The organism is Streptacidiphilus rugosus AM-16 (assembly GCF_000744655.1).
GTDB lineage: Bacteria > Actinomycetota > Actinomycetes > Streptomycetales > Streptomycetaceae > Streptacidiphilus > Streptacidiphilus rugosus.
Map to the genome: position 1 here is coordinate 1996811 of NZ_JQMJ01000004.1, position 18359 is coordinate 2015169.

The following is an 18359-nucleotide window of genomic DNA, read 5'->3' on the forward strand; positions in this document are numbered from 1 at the left end:
GCGCGGATCGGTCGTTCAGGACTCTCCGCGCTGCCGCTCGTCCCACCGGGTCTCCAGCCGGGCCAGGCGCTCGTTGAGCTGCTGCACCTCGCGCAGCAGCGTGCGGAACTCCTCCACCTGGCGGCGCCGCTCCTCCGCCGCCGCCTCCTTGTCGTCCTCGCGGCGGGAGAGCTGGACCAGCCAGCTGGCGACCGAGGCGGTGACCACGCTCAGCGTCGCGATCCCGGTGACCATCAGCACCGAGGCGATCATCCGGCCGGTCGCGGTGACCGGGACGTAGTCGCCGTAGCCGACGGTCGCCATCGTCACCAGCGCCCACCACAGCGAGTCGCCGAGGGTGGTGATGTTCGCCCCCGGCGCGTGGCGCTCGGCCAGCCACTCCGTGTAGGAGCCCACCAGCAGCAGCATCACGAAGGCCCCGCCGGTGTAGGACGCCGTGCGCAGGATCCGGTTGCGGCGCACCGCCCGGCCGATCAGCGCGAAGAGTCCGAACGCCCGCAGCGCGCCCAGCGGCCGGAACATCGGGAGCACGAGCAGGGCCAGGTCGAAGATGTGGTCCCAGAAGAAGGCCTTGCGGTACTCGGCCAGCCAGAGCTTGATCCAGTAGTCGAGCAGGAAGATTCCCCAGATGACCCCGCCGACCACCCAGACGATGATCGTCTGATCCCGGCTCAGGTTCACCCCCAGCACGGGGAAGAGGATCACCGCCAGGAAGACGCAGCCGAGCACCAGCAGCGGCACGGCGGTCGCCCGGCTCCACCGCTCGAACCGAGGGCCCTGGTCCACCGGAGTCGACCGGTCCGCACCGCCTGCCTGCTGGTCCTCCGGATCGTTCAGCGGGTTTGACGAGGAGTCGAACATATGCGGCAAACCCTACGTGGCCCTGGTCAGTCCAGCACGGCGATGCCCTCCAGCTCGACCAGCGCCGGCTCGTCCCAGAGCCGGACGACCCCGATCAGCGCCATCGCCGGGTAGTCCCGGCCGGCTCGGGCGCGCCAGACGCGGCCGATGTCGGCGGCGTGGGCGCGGTAGTCCTCGGGGTCGGTCGCGTAGACGGTCAAGCGGGCCAGCCGGTCGGGGCTGCCGCCCGCCGCCGCGAGGGCGGCCAGCAGGTTGGCCAGCGCGCGGTCGAACTGCTCGACCACGTCGGCGCCGACGATCGCGCCGCTCCGGTCCAGCGCGGTCTGGCCGGCCAGGAAGACCAGGGTGCCGCCGGTCGCGGTGACCGCGTGGCTGAAGCCGGTGGGTGGGGCCAGCTCGGGCGGGTTGATCCGGTGCAGCGTCATGACTGCACGCCTCCTCCGTCGACGGTGAGGCCCTGACCGTTCAGGGCCTCCTGTTCCAGCAGCAGCCGGACCACGGCCGCGACCTCCTCCGGGCGGATCAGCCGCCCGATCGGCTGCATCCGCGCCAGCGCGGCGCGGGCCTGCGCCTCGTCGCGTCCGGTGCGGGCGACGATCGCGGCGACGGTGGCGTCCGTCATCGGCGTGTCCACATAGCCGGGGCAGACCGCGTTGACGGTCACGCCGGTCCCGGCCACCTCGGCGGCGGCGGCGCGGACCAGTCCGAGCGCGCCGTGCTTGGCCGCCGTGTACGCGGCGACGTACGGAGCGCCGACCTTCGCCGCGACCGAGGTCACCACGACGATCCGGCCCCAGCGCGCCCCCAGCATCGACGGCAGCGCGCGGCGGACGCAGCGGAAGGGGGCGGTGAGGTTGAGCGCGAGCTGCTGCTCCCACAACTCGTCCCCGGTCTCGGTCAGCCGGGCCGACGCGCCCGCTCCGGCGGCGGCGACCAGCACCTCGGCGGGGCCCCACTCCGCCTCGACCCGCCCGAAGAGCGTCTCGGCGGCGTCGGGCGCGGTGAGGTCCACCGGGACGGTCAGGCTCGGCCCCGGCAGCGCCCGCGCGGCGCTCGCCAGCGCGTCCGGGTCGCGGGCGGCCAGGACGACCCGGTGGCCGGCGGTGGAGAGGTCCGCGGCGACAGCCGCGCCGATGCCCTTGCTGCCGCCGGTGACCACGCAGATCCTGCTCGGTCCGGCGCTCATCGGGCGAGCTCCCTCGCGATGATCGAGAGCTGCACCTCGGAGGCGCCCTCGTAGATCCGGGGCGCACGGACCTCCCGGTAGAGCTGCTCCAGCAGGTGGCCCTGCCGCAGCGCCCGCGCGCCGTGGATCTGGACGGCGGCGTCGACGACGTACTGGGCCGTCTCGGTCGCGAACAGCTTGGCCATCGCCGCGCGTCCGGTCGGCCCGTGCAGGCCCGTCCCGCGCTCCTCGCGCCCGCCCTGGCGGTCGTAGGCGGAGGCCGCCGCGTAGACGAGCAGCCGGGCGGCCTCGGTGCGGGTGGCCATCTCGGCCAGTCGGTGTCCGACGGACTGGAGCTGCAGCAGCGGTCCGCCGAAGGCCTCCCGTTCGGCGGCGTGGACGAGCGCGGCGTCGAGCGCCGCCTGCGCCATCCCGACCGCGAAGGCGCCCACGCTCGGGCGGAACAGGTCGAGCGTGCGCATCGCGACCCTGAAGCCGTGCCCGACCTCACCGAGGCGGTCCTCCGGGCCGACCCTGACTCCGTCGAAGAGGACCCTGCCGATGGGGTGCGGGGAGATCATGTCGAGCTGCTCGCCGCCCAGGCCCGCCCGGTCGGCCGGGACCAGGAAGGCGGTGACCCCGCGTGCGCCGGCCTCGGGACCGGTCCGGGCGAAGACCGTGTAGAAGTCCGCCTCGGGCGCGTTCGAGATCCAGCACTTCTCGCCGCTGAGCCGCCATCCTCCCGCTTCGGCCTTCGCCTCCAGGGCCAGCGCGGCGGCGTCGGAACCCGCGCCCGGCTCCGACAGCGCGAACGCCGCGACGGCCCGCCCTGCGGCGACCTCCGGCAGCCATCGGCCGATCTGCGCCTCGCTGCCGCTCTGCAGCACGGGGTAGGCCCCGAGGCCCTGCAGCGCCAGAGCGGTCTCGGCCTCGGTGGACACCTGCGCCAGGCTCTCCCGCAGCAGGCACAGGTCCATCGCGGCCGCCTGCCGCAGTCCGCCTCCGGCCTCCGAGCCGGAGGCGCCGCCGGCCCCCACCCCGGGGAAGAGCCGTGCCAGCAGGCCGAGCCTCCCCATCTCCTCCAGCAGCGGCCGGTTGACCCGAGGGGAGCGGCCCTCGGGAAGCAGCCTGTCCCCGCGGGACGGCAGGGATCCGCCGCGACCAGCTCCGCCGACGCCGTCCGGCGCCGAGGAGGTGGCCGTGGGCGGACCCGGGCGCGTCGTGCCATCCGGCGGGAAGCCGCCCGCGCCGTGGGCGTGGGTCAGCGGCAGCAGCCGCTCCGTCGCCAGCGCGCGGACGTCCGCGCAGAAGCGGTGCTGCCCGTCGTCGAGCGTGAATGCCGCCGTCGCCGTCATCGCCTGCTCCCTCCTCCGCCGTGAAGCCGTCGGTCCATTCATATCGCGGAAGGTTGACTGTCGTCACCAACGCGCTAGCCTGACTTCGGACCGACCCGGTCCCTGCCAAGGTCAAGGTGAGGGGGAAACACCCGCCATGCACCTGCTCCCCTCCGCGCACGTCGACACGTTCGCGCGCGATCACCTCCCGCCCGCCGACGCGTGGCCGGAGCTGCGCTTCGACCTGCCGGAGCTGCACTATCCCGACCGGCTCAACTGCGGAGCCGAACTGCTCGACGCCACCATCGCCGCCCTCGGCCCCGACCGTCCCTGCCTGCGGCTGGAGGACGGCCAGGTCTGGAGCTACGGCGAGCTGCGCGCGCAGACCGACAGGATCGCCCGCGTGCTCACCGAGGACCTGGGCGTCGTCCCCGGCAACCGGGTGCTCCTGCGCGGCGTCACCACGCCCTGGCTGGTGGCCTGCTGGCTGGCCGTCATGAAGGCGGGCGCGGTGGCGGTCACGGTGCTGGCCGCGCAGCGCCGCAGCGAACTGGCCACGATGGTCGAGATCGCGGAGGTCCGCCACGCGCTCTGCGACGCCCGCTTCCTCGACGAGCTCACCGCCGTGGACGCCCCAGGACTGACCGTCGTCCCCTACGGCGGCTCCACCCCCGACGACCTGCTCACCCTTGCGGCCAAGCAGTCCGACGCCCCCTTCCCCGCCGTCGCGACCTCCGCCGACGACGTCGCCCTGATCGCCTTCACCTCCGGCACCACCGGGCGCCCCAAGGGCTGCATGCACTTCCACCGCGACGTGCTGGCCATCGCCGACACCTTCTCCGCCCACGTGCTGCGGCCGACCCCGGACGACGTCTTCACCGGGACGCCGCCGCTGGGGTTCACCTTCGGCCTGGGCGGCCTGGTGATCTTCCCGATGCGGGTCGGCGCGTCCGCGCTGTTGCTGGAACAGCCCTCCCCCAGCGCGCTCCCCGCGGCGATCGAGCGCCACAGGGTCAGCGTGCTGTTCACCGCGCCGACCGCCTACCGGGTCCTGCTCGACCACGCCGACGGGGCCGACCTCTCCTCGCTGCGCCGCTGCGTCTCGGCCGGGGAGAACCTGCCCGCCGCGACCTGGGAGGCCTTCCACGACCGCACCGGGCTGCCGCTGATCAACGGCATCGGGGCGACGGAGCTGCTGCACATCTTCATCTCCGCGGCGGACGATGACGCCAGACCCGGCGTCACCGGCCTGCCCGTGCCCGGCTTCCGCGCCCGCGTGGTGGAGGCCGCGACCGGCGCGGACGTCCCCGACGGCACGCCCGGTCTGCTCGCCGTCCAGGGCCCGACGGGCTGTCGCTACCTCGACGACCCGCGCCAGCACGACTACGTCCACGACGGCTGGAACCTGACCGGCGACACCTACGTCCGCGACCCCGACGGCCGCTTCCGCTACCAGGCGCGGGCCGACGACATGATCATCTCGGCCGGGTACAACATCGCGGGCCCCGAGGTCGAGGAGGCCCTGTTGCGCCACCCCGACGTGCGGGAGGCGGCGGTCATCGGGGTTCCCGACGAGGCGCGCGGGCAGGTGGTGAAGGCCTTCGTGGTGCTGGCGGAGGGCGTCCCCGCGGACGAGGGGACGGCGAAGGGCCTGCAGGACTTCGTGAAGTCCGCGATCAGCGCCTACAAGTACCCGCGTCAGGTCGAGTTCCGTGAGGCGCTGCCGCGCACCCCCACCGGCAAGCTGCAGCGGTACCGACTGCGGGCGACTGATCTTTAGAGTTGACCGTATGACCACCCGCATGACCGCCGAGGAGGAGTCCGCCGGCTCCGCACGCGAGCACACGCCGGGCTCGCTGCTCGTCACCTTCTTCGGCGCGCACGGCCGCGACCTCGGCGGCTGGATCGCCGTCGGCGACCTGATCCGGCTGCTCGCCGCGCTCGGCGTGGACGAGCAGCCGGTGCGGTCGGCCGTCTCCCGGCTGAAGCGGCGCGGCTTTCTGGTGCCGGAGCCGCTGGGGGGCGTCGCCGGGTACGCGCTGTCGGAGTCGGCGCGGGAGCTGCTGGCCGACGGCGACCGCCGCATCTACGCGACCCGCGCCCCGAGGCTGGCGGACGGCTGGGTGCTGGCGCTGTTCTCCGTGCCGGAGAGCGAACGGCAGCAGCGGCATGTGCTGCGCTCGCGGCTGGCCCGACTCGGCTTCGGCGTCGCGGCGCCGGGCGTGTGGATCGCGCCCGCGCATCTCTACGAGGAGACCCGGCACGACCTGACCCGCCTGAAGCTGGACCGCTACACGGATCTCTTCCGGGCCGAGCATCTCGCCTTCGAGGCGACGACGGAGTCGGTCCGCCGCTGGTGGGACCTGCCCGCGCTGGCGCGCTGCCACGAGGACTTCCTGGAGGTCCACGAGCCGGTGCTGACCCGGTGGAACCGCGCCCGCGGCGCCGCCGCCCTCCCCGAGGCCTTCGCCGACCACCTCCGCGCGCTGGACAGCTGGCGCCGCCTCCCGTATCTCGACCCCGGCCTCCCCCCTGAACTCCTCCCCTCCGCCTGGCCCGGCCTCCGCGCCGCCCGCGTCTTCCAGGACCTCGATTCCCGCCTCCGCCAGTCGGCCACGGACTTCGTCCGAACAGCGGTCAGCCGATAGGCGCGCGCGGCATCTGCACGCGAGAAACCAGGCAGTGCCTCAGGGGCGCGGATCCTGCGAGCGGTGATCAGCCGCAACAGGGGCGCGGGGAACTGCGCGAGAAACCACCCTGTGCGGATGGCCCTGCGCGCTGAGGACCATCCGCGTGTCAGTGGCTTGTCGCGCAGTTCCCCGCGCCCCTGGGTGAGTGCAACTGGCCCTCCGTTGTGGCCTGGCGGGCCCTTGCTACTGCTTGCGGCCCGTCTGGGGGCGGCGGCTGCCGGCGCGGTACGGGAGGGGCCAGTCCACGCCCGGGCCGGACCATTCCTGTTCCGCTGCCGCGTGCAGCGTCCAGGCAGGGTCGTACAGGTGCGGACGCCCCAGCGCGACGAGGTCCGCGCGGCCGGCCAGGATGAGGGAGTTGACGTCGTCCCAGGAGGAGACCGCGCCCACGGCCACCACCGGCACGCGCACGCGATTGCGGATCGCGTCCGCGAAGGGGGTCTGGTAGGAGCGGCCGTAGGCGGGGCGCTCGTCGGAGACGACCTGGCCGGTGGAGACGTCGATCGCGTCCGCGCCGTGCGCGGTGAACGCCGCGGCGATGGCCACCGCGTCGTCGACCTCGTTGCCGCCCGCCGCCCAGTCCGTCGCGGAGACGCGGACCGTCATCGGGCGGTCCTCCGGCCAGACCTCCCGCATCGCGTCGAAGACCTCCAGCGGCCAGCGCAGCCGCGCCTCCAGGGAGCCGCCGTAGGCGTCGGTCCGGTGGTTGGTCAGCGGGGAGAGGAAGGAGGAGAGCAGGTAGCCGTGCGCGCAGTGCAGCTCCAGCAGGTCGAAGCCGGCCGCCGCGCCCCTCCGTGCCGCCGCGGCGAACTGCTCCCGCAGCTCGCCCAACCGGGCGGGCGTCAGCTCGCTCGGGACCTGGCCGAGGCCGGGCCGGTAGGCCAGCGGTGAGGGGGCGACGACCGGCCAGGCGTCCGCCTGGTCCAGCGGGTCGTCCATGCCCTCCCACATCAGCCGGGTCGCGCCCTTCCGCCCGGCGTGGCCGAGCTGGAGGCCGATCGCCGCGCCGCTGCTGCCGTGGACGAAGTCCACGATCCTGCCCCATGCGGCCTGCTGCTCGTCCGACCAGAGGCCGGTGCAGCCGAGGGTGATCCGCGCCTCCGGCGCGACGCAGACCATCTCCGTCATCACCAGGCCCGCGCCGCCGAGCGCCCGCGCGCCGAGGTGGACCAGGTGGAAGTCGTTCGGCAGGCCGTCCTCGGCGGAGTACATGTCCATGGGCGAGACCACGACCCGGTTGCGCAGCGTCAGTCCGCGCAGCCTGAAGGGCGTGAACATCGGCGGCGTGCCCGTCGGCGCGCCCGGTCCGGCGAACTCGGTCTCCAGCGCGGCGACGTAGCCCGGGTCGCGCAGCCGCAGGTTGTCGTAGGTGATCCGGCGGCTGCGGGTGAGCAGGTTGAAGGCGAACTGCCAGCCCGGCTGCTCCAGGTACTGGTCCAGGTTCTCGAACCACTCCAGGCTCGCCTGGGCCGCACGCTGCGTCGACTCGACGACCGGGCGCCGCTCCGTCTCGTAGGCGGTCAGCGCCTCCGACACGGAGGCGGCGCCGGGCAGGCTCGCCGCCAGGGCCAGCGCGTCCTCCATGGCGAGCTTGGTGCCGGACCCGATCGAGAAGTGGGCCGTGTGGGCGGCGTCGCCGAGCAGCACGGTGGTCCCGTCGTGCCAGACCGCGTTGCGCACGGTGGCGAAGGCGATCCAGCGCGAGTCGTTGCCGCGCAGGGCGTGGCCGCCCAGCGCGTCCGCGAAAAGCTTCTCGCAGGCGGCGATGGACTGCTGCTCGTCCAGCAGGTCCAGCCCGGCCCGTCGCCAGACGTCCTCGCGCATCTCGACGATGACCGTGCTGCCGTCGGCGGAGTAGGGGTATCCGTGCAGTTGCATGACGCCGTGCTCGGTGCGCAGTACGTGGAACTGGAAGGCGTCGAAGACCAGGTCGGTGCCGAGCCAGATGTAGCGGCAGCGGCGGGTGTCCAGGGTCGGCCGGTAGACCTCCGCGCCCGCCGTCCTGGTCCGCGAGCGGACGCCGTCGGCGGCGACGACAAGGTCGTGGGTCCGGGCCAGCTCGGCCGCGGGCGGGGCCTCGGTGCGGAAGCGCAGGTCGACGCCGAGGGCACGGCAGCGGGCCTGGAGGGTGTCCAGCAGCCGCCTGCGGCTGGTGGCGGCGAAGCCGTGGCCGCCGGAGGTGAAGACCCGGCCGTCGGGGAGGTGGACGTCGATGTCGTCCCAGCGGGCGAAGCCGGCCGCGAGCTCGGTGTAGAGCTCGGGGTCGGCCTCCTCGATGCCGCCCAGGGTCTCGTCGGAGAGGACGACGCCGAAGCCGAAGGTGTCCCCGGCCGCGTTGCGCTCCCAGACGGTCACCTCGTGGCCGGGATCCTGCCGCTTGGCGAGCGCCGCGAAGTAGAGCCCGCCAGGACCTCCGCCGATCACCGCGATCCGCAAGGCCGCCTCCCTCGTCAGCTCAGAGCACATCCATAGCGCCTACCCGACCATCGTAATGACAGCGCTATGCGCTGTCACCGCCCCTGCCACTTCGGCGGGCGCCTGCCGGTGAAGGCGGCGTGGAACTCGGCGTAGTCGGCGCTCTTCATCAGCAGCGCCTGGGTCATCGCCTCCAGCTCGACGGAGGCGGCCAGGCTCATGTCGAGCTCCTGGGTGAGCAGCGCCTTGGTCTGCGCCAGCGCGAAGGCCGGGCCCTCGGCGAGCCTGCGCGCGAGCGCGCCGGCGGCGGCGTCGAGCTCCTCGTCCTCGACGAGCTCGCTGACCAGGCCGTAGCGGTCGGCGGTGGCGGCGTCGATGGTGTCGCCGAGCATCAGCAGCTTGGTGGCGTGGCCCAGCCCGACCAGGCGCGGCAGCAGGTAGGCGGCGCCCATGTCCGCGCCGGCCAGACCGACCTTGGTGAACAGGAAGGCGAACCGCGCGGAGCGGGCGACCACCCGGAAGTCGGCGGCGAGCGCCAGCACCGACCCGGCCCCGGCCGCGATGCCGTGGATCGCCGCGATCACGGGGATCGGGCACTCCCGGACCGCGCGGACGACCTGGCCGGTCATCCGGGTGAAGTCGAGCAGCTCGTCGGGACGCATGGCGAGCGTGGCGCCGATGATCTCGTTGACGTCCCCGCCGGAGCAGAAGGCCCGCCCCTCCCCGCGCAGCAGGACCGCCCGGGTGTCGCCGCGCTGCGGCAGCTCCGCGAGCAGGTCGCGGAGGTCGGCGTAGGAGTCGAAGGTCAGCGCGTTGAGCTTGTCGGGCCGGTCCAGGGTGACCGTCAGCACGCCCGCCTCGTCGCGACCGAGACGGAAGTGCCGCCAGTCCTCGGTGAAGGGAACGGATCCTCGGAACGGACTCATGATGCGGCGACCTCCCCTGATGGCGACTGGCGTCACGAACACGATATGCCGTCGCAGCCCCTGCGGACAGGGGGAACGGTGGCGCGGGGGGAGGGTTCAGGCATACTGCAGTCAGACAGGCGTACGAAGGAGTTCTGAGCATGCGCTATGCGCTGATCGCGGTGGCCCTGGCCGGAGTCTGCGTGCTGGAGTGGATCACTTCGCCGAGCACGCTGGCCGCGCTGGCCGTCGTCCTGCCGACGCTGGCCCTCGCCCCGATCGCCGTCATGGCGGGCCGCCCGCTCGGCAACGAGGACGAAGCCCCGGGCAACCGCCGAGTCGCGTAACGACGACGCTTCAGGGGCGCGAGGAACTGCGCGAGCAACGACCGTGTGCGGATGGCCCTGCTCGTTCAGGGCCCACCACCTGGGTGGCTTGTCGCGCAGTTCCTCGCGCCCCTGGTGTGGCAACTCACCCTTTGTCGAGATGTGCCTCGCCGGCGCCCCTTGAAGAGGTGCGACCTCAGGAGAGTGCGGACTTCAACGGGATCGCCGGGTCCGTCGCCCTGGCGACGTCGAGCCGTGCGCCGGAGTCGATCAGCTTGCGGCCCTGGGCCAGATCCCGGGGCCGGTCCACGGCCAGCAGGGCGACCAGCTTCCCCTCGCGCAGCCAGAGGACGGCGTCCTCGCCGCGGGCGACCCACTCGTCGCCCGCGTCCCAGTGGCCGGCGACCTGGACCATGTGCCCGAACTGCTCGGACCAGAAGTACGGCACCGGGTCGTAGGCAAGCTCCCCGCCCAGCAGGTTGGCCGCCACCACCCGCGCGCCCTGGAGCGCGTTGTCCCAGTGGTGCACCGCCAGTCGGCGGCCGTAGCGGGCCGAGGGGAAGCTCGCGCAGTCCCCCACCGCGTAGACGCCGGGGATTCCGCCCGCCCGCAAGCGCGCGTCGGTCGCGATCGCGCCGCGGTCGTCGAGGGCGATGCCGGAGCCGGCGAGCCAGCCGTTGTCGGGACGGGCGCCGATGCCGACGACCACCACGTCCGCAGGAACCCGGCTGCCGTCGGTCAGCAGCACCGCGTCCGGCGCGATGCCGCTCACCGCCGCGCCCGTCAGCAGCCGCACCCCGGCCGCCTCGTACCAGGCACGGGTGCGTTCGCCCAGCTCCGCGGGGAGCGCGCCCGCCAGCGGGGAGGGGGCCGCCTCGACCACGGTGACCTCGCAGTCCAGCTGCCGCGCGACCGTCGCCGCCTCCGCGCCGATCCAGCCCGCGCCCACGACCGCCACCCGCGTGCCGGGCCGCAGCGCGGCCTTCAGCGCGACCGCGTCGTCGTGCGTGCGCAGCAGGAACGCGGACTCCGGCTGACCGGGCAGCGCGATCGGGGCCGCGCCGGTGGCCAGGACCAGCTGCTCGAAGCCGAGGTCTCCGGCGTCCGTCTTCAGCAGCCGCGCCTCCAGGTCCACCGACAGCGCCCGCCGTCCGAGGGCCAGCTCGATGCCGAGGCGCGCGAAGTCGATCTCGAAGCGGGAGTGCTCGGCCCGGCCCAGCAGCACGTCCTTGGAGAGCGGCGGCCGGTCGTAGGGCGGGTGCCGCTCCGCGCCCAGCAGGACCAGCGAGCCCTGGTAGCCCTGCTCCCGCAGTGCCACCGCCGTCTGCACCCCGGCCATCCCGGCCCCGACGATCACAACAGCCATTCGGCCACTGTATAGAGTGGGTCGAGAAGTAGACACGGGAGCCCGGAGCACCGGGCTGAGAGGGAGGCTGGGGCGCCTCCGACCGTCCGAACCTGATCCGGGTCATGCCGGCGAAGGGAGTGCAGCAACCTTGGCACGCACACGCGAAGCGGCCGCGAGTGACGTCCTGGTCGTCGGCGGCGGCATCATCGGCCTCGCCGTGGCCTGGCGCTCGGCCCAGCGCGGCCTGACGGTCACCGTCCTCGACCCCGATCCCGGGCACGGCGCGAACCAGGTCGCCGCCGGGATGCTCGCGCCGGTCACCGAGCTGCAGTACGGCGAGGAGCCGCTGCTCCGTCTCGGGATCTCCTCCAACGCCCGCTACGCCGACTTCGTCGCCGAGCTCACCGAGGCCGCCGGCGGTCTCGACACCGGCTACCGCCGCTGCGGGACGCTCGCCGTCGCGCTCGACGCCGACGACCGCGCCGAGCTGCGCGAGGTGCACGCCTTCCAGCAGCGGCTCGGGCTGGCCACGGAGTGGCTGACCGGGCGCGAGTGCCGCCGCCTGGAGCCGATGCTCGCGCCGGACGTGCGCGGCGGGACGCTGGTCGCCGACGACCACCAGGTCGACGGCCGCCGCCTCGGCACCGCGCTGCTCGCCGCCTGCCGCCGGGCCGGCGTGACGCTGCACCCCTCCCGCGCGGCGACGCTGCTGACCGAGCACGGCCGGGCCGTCGGGGCGCTGGCCGAGGACGGGGCCAGGCTCACCGCCGGACAGACCGTGCTGGCGGCCGGCTCCTGGTCCGGCGAGCTGCCCGGCCTGCCGCCGGAGGTCAGGCTGCCGCTGCGTCCGGTCAAGGGCCAGGTGCTGCGGCTGCGGATGACGAACCTCCAGGGCGGCCCGCTGCCGATGCCGTTCCTCTCCCGCAACGTCCGGGCGGTCGTGCGCGGCTGCCACATCTACGTGGTCCCGCGCGCGGACGGCGAGCTGGTCCTGGGCGCGACCTCGGAGGAGCAGGGCTTCGACACGACGGTCACCGCCGGCGGCGTCTACGAGCTGCTGCGGGACGCGCACGAGCTGCTGCCGGGCATCACCGAGCTGCCGCTCGTCGAGACCGGCGCGGGCCTGCGGCCCGGCACCCCCGACAACGCGCCGCTGCTCGGCCCGACCGCGCTGCCCGGCCTGGTCGCGGCGACCGGCCACTACCGCAACGGCGTACTGCTGACCCCGGTCACCGGCGACGCGATCGCGGAGCTGCTGGCCACCGGCAGCCTGCCGCCGGAGGCGGCCCCCTTCACCCCCGACCGGTTCGCCGGACTCGACACCCCCGTTCCGCTGGAGCTCTCCCGATGACCGCCGCAAGCACCCCCCTCCGCCTCACCGTCAACGGCGAGCCGCGCTCCGTGCCGTACGGGACGACCCTGGCCGAGGTGGTGGCCCAGCTGAGCACCGCGCCGAGCGGGGTCGCGGCCGCCGTCAACGAGGCGGTCGTGCCGCGCAGCGCCTGGAGCGGGACCACGCTCGCCGACGCCGACCGCGTCGAGATCCTCACCGCCGTCCAGGGAGGCTGACCGCCATGGCTGACGACGTCCTGACCATCGCCGACCGCACCTTCTCCTCCCGCCTGATCATGGGCACCGGCGGCGCCCCGAGCCTGGAGGTGCTGGAGAACGCGCTGCGCATCTCCGGCACCGAGCTGACCACCGTCGCCATGCGCCGGATCAACCCGGCCGCCCGCGGCTCCGTCCTGGAGGTGCTGCAGCGCTGTGGCATCGCCGTGCTGCCGAACACCGCCGGCTGCTTCACGGCCGGGGACGCCGTGCTGACCGCCCGCCTCTCCCGCGAGGCGCTGGGCACGAACTGGGTCAAGCTGGAGGTCATCGCCGACGAGCGGACCCTGCTGCCCGACCCGATCGAGCTGCTGGACGCCGCCGAGACCCTGGTCGACGACGGCTTCGTGGTCCTCCCCTACACCAACGACGACCCGGTGCTGGCCCGCAAGCTGGAGGACGTCGGCTGCGCCGCGGTGATGCCGCTGGGCTCGCCGATCGGCTCCGGCCTGGGCATCCGCAACCCGCACAACTTCCAGCTCATCGTCGAGCGGGCGAACGTCCCGGTCATCCTGGACGCGGGCGCGGGCACGGCCTCCGACGCCGCGCTGGCCATGGAGCTGGGCTGCGCGGCCGTGATGCTCGCCACCGCGGTCACCCGCGCGCAGGAGCCGGCGCTGATGGCCGACGCGATGCGCAGGGCGGTCGAGGCGGGCCGGCTGGCGTACCGGGCGGGCAGGATCCCGCGCCGCTTCCACGCCGAGGCGTCCTCCCCGATGGAGGGCCGGGCCACGTTCGACCCTGAGGCCCCTGCCTTCTGATCCCAACCCGCGCCATAGGCCGCCAATCCTTACTTTTCGGAGACGGATGGTTCCGCCGTGCGGAGCGGCACACCCCCGCCCCGTACACTCCGTGGGATGGACACCACGCTTCACGACCCCCTCATCGGGCGCCTGCTCGACGACCGGTACCGGGTCGAGCAGCGGATCGCCGTCGGCGGCATGGCCACGGTGTACCGGGGCGTGGACACCCGACTGGACCGGGTGGTCGCGCTCAAGGTCATGCACCCGGGCTTCGCGTCCGACCCCGAGTTCGTCGAGCGGTTCATCCGCGAGGCCAAGGCCGTGGCCAGGCTCTCGCACCCGAACGTCGTGGGCGTCTACGACCAGGGCGACGACCACCGGTCCGCCCCGCCTGCGGTCTTCCTGGCCATGGAGTACGTGCCCGGCTGGACCCTGCGGGACCTGCTGCGCGACCGGGGCGCGCTGAGCGTCCGCACCGTGCTGGACATCCTCGAGCCGGTGCTCGCCGCGCTCGGAGCCGCGCACCGGGCCGGGCTGGTCCACCGTGACGTCAAGCCGGAGAACGTGCTGCTGACCGAGGACGGCCGGGTCAAGGTGGCCGACTTCGGGCTGGTCCGCGCCGTCAACGGCCAGACCGCGGCCACCAGCCAGCAGGTCATGGGCACCGTCTCCTACCTGGCCCCCGAGCAGATCGAGAGCGGCGCGGCCGACCCGCGCACCGACGTCTACGCCTGCGGCGTGATGCTCTACGAGATGCTGACCGGTTCGAAGCCGCACACCGGCGAGAACCCGATGCACGTGATCTACCAGCACCTCAGCGTGGACGTGCCGCCGCCGTCCGCCGCGGTGCCGGGCCTCGCCCCGCAGCTGGACGCCATAACGGCGGCCGCGACCGCGCGGGACGCCTCCTGGCGTCCCGCCGACGCGGTCGAGCTCCTCGCCGCACTCCAGCGCGTCCGCCGCGAACTGACGCCGGAGCAGCTGGACGCGGAACCGCATCCGCTGCCGCAGCAGCAGAGCGGCGCCGACGGACAGTCGGCCACCACCATGCTGCCCTCCGGGCCGCCCCCGGGACTGCCCGCGGTGGAGCGGACCTCGATCATGGACCCGGCGATGCTGCAGCAGCTGCCGCCGGACCTGGTGATGCCTCGTCGTGAGCAGCCCGAGCCGCCGCCGGTCGCCGTCCCGCGCCGGGAGCGCGGCGGGCGCCGGCCGCGCTGGATGCTGCCGACGGGCCTGGTGCTGGTCCTGGCGCTGCTGGTGGCCGGGCTGACCTGGGCGCTCAACGGCGGCCTCTACACCGGCATGCCCGGCGTGCTGGGCGAGCCGCAGGCGACGGCCGTGCAGACGCTGGAGCACGACGGCTTCGTGGTGAGCCTGAAGCAGGACTTCTCCCCCACCGTGCCCAAGGGCTCGGTGATCAGCACCGATCCCGGCCCCGGCGCCAGGGTCAGGAAGAACGCGGACGTCACGGTCGACGTCTCCAAGGGCGCGCAGCGTCCGACGATCCCCTCGCTGGCGGGCAAGTCCGTCGACGCCGCGCGGACGGCGCTGCAGCAGGCCGGGCTGGTGGTCGGCAGGGAGCTGCAGCAGGGCGACGCGACGGTCCCGGCCGGCTCCGTGATCGGCTCCAGCCCGGGGGCCGGCTCGCAGGTGGCCCCGAACACGACGGTGGACCTGCTGGTCAGCACCGGCCCGCAGCCGGTGGACCTGCCGGACGTCACCGGCGAGTCGGTCGACCAGGCGACGGCCGACCTGCAGGGCAAGGGCTTCCAGGTGAAGCTCGACCCGAACCAGGTCTTCTCCGACCAGGACGCCGGCACGGTCGCCTCGCAGAACCCGCCGGGCGGGCAGGCCCAGCAGGGGGTCACCGTCACGCTGACCATCTCCAAGGGCCAGCAGCAGATCGACGTTCCCGACGTGACCGGCCTGAGCGAGAAGGCGGCGAAGAAGAAGCTGGAGGACGCGGGCTTCAAGGTCCGCTCGCTCGGCTTCACGCTCTTCGGCAAGCCGACGGTGCACAGCCAGAACCCCTCGGCGAACAGCCAGGCCCCGCAGGGCAGCACCGTCACCATCTGGCTGTACTGAGCAGCGGGACGACGATGATCCAGCCGACCGCACGGGCCACGGTGACGACCTGGCATCTCGCCCAGACCTCGCCCGACGCCCTGCTGGCGGAGCCGGTGCCCGCGCCGGCCGGGCTCGACCTCGCCGTGGTCCGCGCCGAGGCGATCGGCCCGGAGTTCGCCCGGTTCCTCTACACAGCCGTCGGCGGGGTCTGGCACTGGACCGACCGGTTGGGCTGGAGCTACGAGCAGTGGGCGACGGCGCTCGCGGTCGAGGGCGCGGAGACCTGGGTGGCCTGGGTCTCCGGGAGCCCGGCCGGGTACGTCCAGCTGGAGCCGCGTGGTGAGGCCGGGGCGCCGAAGGGCGAGGTCGAGGTGCTCTATTTCGGCCTGCTCCCGGCCTTCATCGGCCGCGGCCTCGGCAGCCATCTGCTCGACCTCGGCCTGCGGCGGGCCTGGGACCTGGCGGACCGCCATCCCGCGCTGCCCGCGACCCGACGCGTCACCGTGCACACCTGCTCGCTCGACGGCCCGGCCGCGCTGCGCACCTACGAGGCGCGGGGCTTCGAGCGGGTCCGCGTGGAGACGGCCGAGCAGCCGCTGGGCGAGACCCCGGGGCCCTGGCCCGGCTCGGGCTTCACCCTCGGGCGCTGACTCCCCACCAGGGCGCCTGCTCGGCGGCCTCCCTGGCGGCCCGCCAGACGACCGTGATCCGCTCACCCTCGGGCTTCCGCCCGGCCTCGTAGAAGCCCAGCCGCCGCGGCACCGCCCCGCTGGCGTGGTTGTCGGCGTCGTGGTGCACCTCCACGTGCGTGGTGCCCGGCAGCGCGAAGGCCTGCCGGGTCAGCGCCGCGGCGGCCATGGTCACCAGCCCCCGGCCGGACCCCTCCCGGTGCACCCAGTAGCCGATCTCCCAGCCGCCGGGACCGATCCGCGCCATCATCGAGCAGGAGCCGAGCGGGCGGTCCTCCGGTGCGTCGGCGTCCAGGATCGCGTAGTTGTACGCCTCGCCGGAGCGCCACTCCTCGTCGCAGTCGGCCAGGTACGCGACGGTGCTTTCGGGCGTGTACCCGACCGCCCACGGCATCCAGGGCAGCAGCCGGTCGAGCGACCCCTCGATGAGCCCGACGAGCGCGTCCAGGTCGTCGGCCCGCCAACGGCGCAGGACGACCCGGTCATGGCGAAGCGTTTCGGCGGCGTGTTCCATCCGGTGATCCTGCCTGCACCGCAGGTCGACGGGCAAACGCTTATGCGCGGCTCAGGCGACGGGGCCGTCGCCGGGCTCCTCCTGGTAGGTGTAGCGCTGCTCGCGCCAGGGGTCGCCGAGGTTGTGGTAGCCGCGTTCCTCCCAGAAGCCGCGGCGGTCGGCCGTCATGTACTCCACGGCGCGGACCCACTTGGGGCCCTTCCAGGCGTAGAGCGGCGGGACGACCAGGCGGACCGGGAAGCCGTGTTCGACGGTCAGCGGCTCGTCGTTGCGGTGGGTGGCGAACACCGAGGTGGGGGCGGCGAAGTCGGCGAGACGGAGGTTGGAGCTGAAGCCGTACTCGGCCCAGACCATGACGTGGGTGACCTCGGGGGCCGGGGGCACCAGGTCGAGCACGGTGGCGGCGGCGACGCCGCCCCAGCGGTTGCCGAGCATGCTGAACCGCGTCACGCAGTGGAAGTCGCCGCTGACCTCGACCCTCGGCAGCGTCGTGAACTGCTCGAAGTTCCAGCTGTGCTTGGCGCCGTCGGCGGTCGCGCCGAAGATCTGGAACTCCCAGGTCGCCGGTTTGAAGCGCGGGATCGGTCCGTAGTGCAGCACCGGCCACCCACGTTGGAGCCGCTGCCCGGGGGGCAGGAGCTGCTGGGCCTCCGAAGCTGCTGCCTGCTCGTTTTCGGACTGACCCATGGCTCAATGGTGACAGATGCTCGCATCGGCTCTCACCACGGCGTGCCCCGCGACATCTGAGGGTGACCTTGCTGGATTCGCGGGACCGCGAGTGGAACGATGCCTCGAAACCGGACGTAACGGGAGAGAAAGGGCGGAGCCATGCAGGGCGACCCCGAGGTCATCGAGTTCCTGAACGAGCAGCTGACCGCCGAGCTGACCGCCATCAACCAATACTTCCTGCACTACAAGATGCAGGAGAACTTCGGCTGGACGAAGCTCGCGAAGTTCACCCGCTCGGAGTCCATCGACGAGATGAAGCACGCCGAGATCCTCACGGACCGGATCCTCTTCCTCGACGGCCTGCCCAACTACCAGCGCCTCTTCCACCTGCGCATCGGCCAGACCGTCAAGGAGATGTTCGAGGCGGACCGGCAGATCGAGGTCGAGGCGATCGACCGGCTGCGGCGCGGCATCGTGGTGATGCGGGCCAAGGGTGACGTCACCTCGGCGAACATCTTCGAGCACATCCTGGAGGACGAGGAGCACCACATCGACTACCTCGACACCCAGCTCGAACTGCTGGAGCAGCTCGGCGAGCCGCTCTACATCGCACAGCTGATCGAGCAGCCGGAGAGCTGAGCAGAAACAGGACCCGGTCGGGCCCGGTCAGGGCCTCAGGCCGCTTCGGCGGCCCCGCCGGCGGTCGGAATGCCCAGCCTTGCGGCGAGGCGGGCCGTCGGGCACGGGCGGGCGCCCTCGTGGCCGAGCAGCGCCTGGATCCGGCGCACGCAGGAGCCGCAGTCGGTGCCGGCCTTGCAGCCCTTGGCGACCTGGCGCGGGGTGGTGGCTCCCTCGGCTATCTCCTGACGGACCCGCTCCTCGGTGACCGCGTGGCACACGCAGACGTACATCGGGGTCCTCCAGGGCTTCGGAATGAGCTAAGGCTTACCTTACCCAGAGCTCCGGGCAACGCAAAGGCCCCCTCGGCCGAAACCGAGGGGGCCTTCGTCACACTGCCCTAC

Annotated in this window: 19 protein-coding genes and 1 riboswitch; of the genes, 9 read left to right on the top strand and 10 right to left on the bottom strand. The window is 73.4% G+C overall.

What is annotated here, in order from left to right:
- Positions 1-15: 15 nt before the first annotated feature.
- Genes BS83_RS18175 through BS83_RS18190 form a run of 4 tightly spaced genes read right to left on the bottom strand, consistent with a single transcriptional unit; the run spans position 16 to position 3381 of the window.
- Positions 16-861 carry an ion channel gene (locus BS83_RS18175; RefSeq protein ID WP_051943266.1) on the bottom strand — a complete coding sequence of 282 codons (846 nt, stop codon included), beginning with the start codon at positions 859-861 and terminating at the stop codon, positions 16-18.
- 26 nt (positions 862-887) lie between these two features.
- Positions 888-1286 carry a RidA family protein gene (locus BS83_RS18180; RefSeq protein WP_037604805.1) on the bottom strand — a complete coding sequence of 133 codons (399 nt, stop codon included), beginning with the start codon at positions 1284-1286 and terminating at the stop codon, positions 888-890.
- Positions 1283-2047, bottom strand: coding sequence for an SDR family NAD(P)-dependent oxidoreductase (locus BS83_RS18185; RefSeq protein ID WP_037604806.1), 765 nt, complete (start codon positions 2045-2047; stop codon positions 1283-1285). Before BS83_RS18185 ends, BS83_RS18180 begins: the two co-directional genes overlap by 4 nt.
- On the bottom strand, positions 2044-3381 hold the full coding sequence (locus BS83_RS18190; RefSeq protein ID WP_037604807.1) for an acyl-CoA dehydrogenase family protein: 1338 nt from the start codon (positions 3379-3381) through the stop codon (positions 2044-2046). Before BS83_RS18190 ends, BS83_RS18185 begins: the two co-directional genes overlap by 4 nt.
- Before the next feature lie 136 nt (positions 3382-3517).
- Here BS83_RS18190 and BS83_RS18195 point away from each other — a divergent pair, with 136 nt between their 5' ends.
- Together BS83_RS18195 and BS83_RS18200 are read left to right on the top strand one after the other, a co-directional pair.
- The gene (locus BS83_RS18195) at positions 3518-5140 is read left to right on the top strand and encodes an AMP-binding protein (protein WP_037604808.1); all 1623 of its coding nucleotides are present in this window, start codon (positions 3518-3520) and stop codon (positions 5138-5140) included.
- A 10-nt stretch (positions 5141-5150) separates the two neighbouring features.
- Positions 5151-6008, top strand: a complete 858-nt coding sequence (locus tag BS83_RS18200; RefSeq protein ID WP_232248405.1) for a PaaX family transcriptional regulator — start codon at positions 5151-5153, stop codon at positions 6006-6008.
- A 225-nt stretch (positions 6009-6233) separates the two neighbouring features.
- On the opposite strand, the gene BS83_RS18205 is transcribed toward BS83_RS18200, so the two are convergent.
- Positions 6234-8516 carry a bifunctional salicylyl-CoA 5-hydroxylase/oxidoreductase gene (locus BS83_RS18205; RefSeq protein WP_051943268.1) on the bottom strand — a complete coding sequence of 761 codons (2283 nt, stop codon included), beginning with the start codon at positions 8514-8516 and terminating at the stop codon, positions 6234-6236.
- A 44-nt stretch (positions 8517-8560) separates the two neighbouring features.
- The gene (locus tag BS83_RS18210) at positions 8561-9391 is read right to left on the bottom strand and encodes an enoyl-CoA hydratase family protein (RefSeq protein WP_037604810.1); all 831 of its coding nucleotides are present in this window, start codon (positions 9389-9391) and stop codon (positions 8561-8563) included.
- 140 nt (positions 9392-9531) lie between these two features.
- Between BS83_RS18210 and BS83_RS18215 the strand changes: the two genes are divergently transcribed.
- A complete protein-coding gene (locus BS83_RS18215) occupies positions 9532-9717 on the top strand; it encodes a hypothetical protein (RefSeq protein WP_037604811.1) in 186 nt (61 codons plus the stop codon).
- A gap of 175 nt (positions 9718-9892) precedes the next feature.
- On the opposite strand, the gene BS83_RS18220 is transcribed toward BS83_RS18215, so the two are convergent.
- Positions 9893-11062 carry an NAD(P)/FAD-dependent oxidoreductase gene (locus tag BS83_RS18220; RefSeq protein ID WP_037604812.1) on the bottom strand — a complete coding sequence of 390 codons (1170 nt, stop codon included), beginning with the start codon at positions 11060-11062 and terminating at the stop codon, positions 9893-9895.
- Between the two features lie 24 nt (positions 11063-11086).
- A riboswitch (TPP riboswitch) is annotated at positions 11087-11198 on the top strand.
- Here BS83_RS18220 and thiO point away from each other — a divergent pair.
- From thiO to BS83_RS18245, 5 genes are all read left to right on the top strand, one after another.
- Positions 11193-12395 (top strand): glycine oxidase ThiO, encoded by a 1203-nt coding sequence (gene thiO / locus BS83_RS18225; protein WP_037604813.1) that lies wholly within the window; start codon positions 11193-11195, stop codon positions 12393-12395. It overlaps the preceding riboswitch by 6 nt.
- The gene (thiS, locus tag BS83_RS18230; RefSeq protein WP_037604814.1) at positions 12392-12613 is read left to right on the top strand and encodes a sulfur carrier protein ThiS; all 222 of its coding nucleotides are present in this window, start codon (positions 12392-12394) and stop codon (positions 12611-12613) included. Before thiO ends, thiS begins: the two co-directional genes overlap by 4 nt.
- 5 nt (positions 12614-12618) lie before the next feature.
- Positions 12619-13413: a thiazole synthase gene (locus tag BS83_RS18235; RefSeq protein ID WP_037604815.1), complete on the top strand. Its 795-nt coding sequence runs from the start codon at positions 12619-12621 to the stop codon at positions 13411-13413.
- A gap of 96 nt (positions 13414-13509) precedes the next feature.
- Positions 13510-15483, top strand: a complete 1974-nt coding sequence (gene pknB, locus BS83_RS18240; protein WP_037604816.1) for a Stk1 family PASTA domain-containing Ser/Thr kinase — start codon at positions 13510-13512, stop codon at positions 15481-15483.
- Positions 15484-15497: 14 nt separating this feature from the next.
- On the top strand, positions 15498-16115 hold the full coding sequence (locus BS83_RS18245; RefSeq protein WP_037604817.1) for a GNAT family N-acetyltransferase: 618 nt from the start codon (positions 15498-15500) through the stop codon (positions 16113-16115).
- On the opposite strand, the gene BS83_RS18250 is transcribed toward BS83_RS18245, so the two are convergent.
- Together BS83_RS18250 and BS83_RS18255 are read right to left on the bottom strand one after the other, a co-directional pair.
- Positions 16099-16668, bottom strand: a complete 570-nt coding sequence (locus BS83_RS18250; protein ID WP_063774189.1) for a GNAT family N-acetyltransferase — start codon at positions 16666-16668, stop codon at positions 16099-16101. The two genes, BS83_RS18245 and BS83_RS18250, sit on opposite strands and share 17 nt — an antisense overlap.
- A 51-nt stretch (positions 16669-16719) precedes the next feature.
- Positions 16720-17355 (bottom strand): sulfite oxidase-like oxidoreductase, encoded by a 636-nt coding sequence (locus tag BS83_RS18255; protein ID WP_037604818.1) that lies wholly within the window; start codon positions 17353-17355, stop codon positions 16720-16722.
- A gap of 141 nt (positions 17356-17496) precedes the next feature.
- On the opposite strand from BS83_RS18255, the gene bfr reads away from it, so the two are divergent.
- Positions 17497-17976 carry a bacterioferritin gene (bfr, locus tag BS83_RS18260; protein WP_037604819.1) on the top strand — a complete coding sequence of 160 codons (480 nt, stop codon included), beginning with the start codon at positions 17497-17499 and terminating at the stop codon, positions 17974-17976.
- 35 nt (positions 17977-18011) lie between these two features.
- Here the strand turns inward: bfr and BS83_RS18265 are convergent, their stop codons facing one another.
- Positions 18012-18248, bottom strand: coding sequence for a (2Fe-2S)-binding protein (locus BS83_RS18265; RefSeq protein WP_037604820.1), 237 nt, complete (start codon positions 18246-18248; stop codon positions 18012-18014).
- Between the last annotated feature and the right edge of the window lie 111 nt (positions 18249-18359).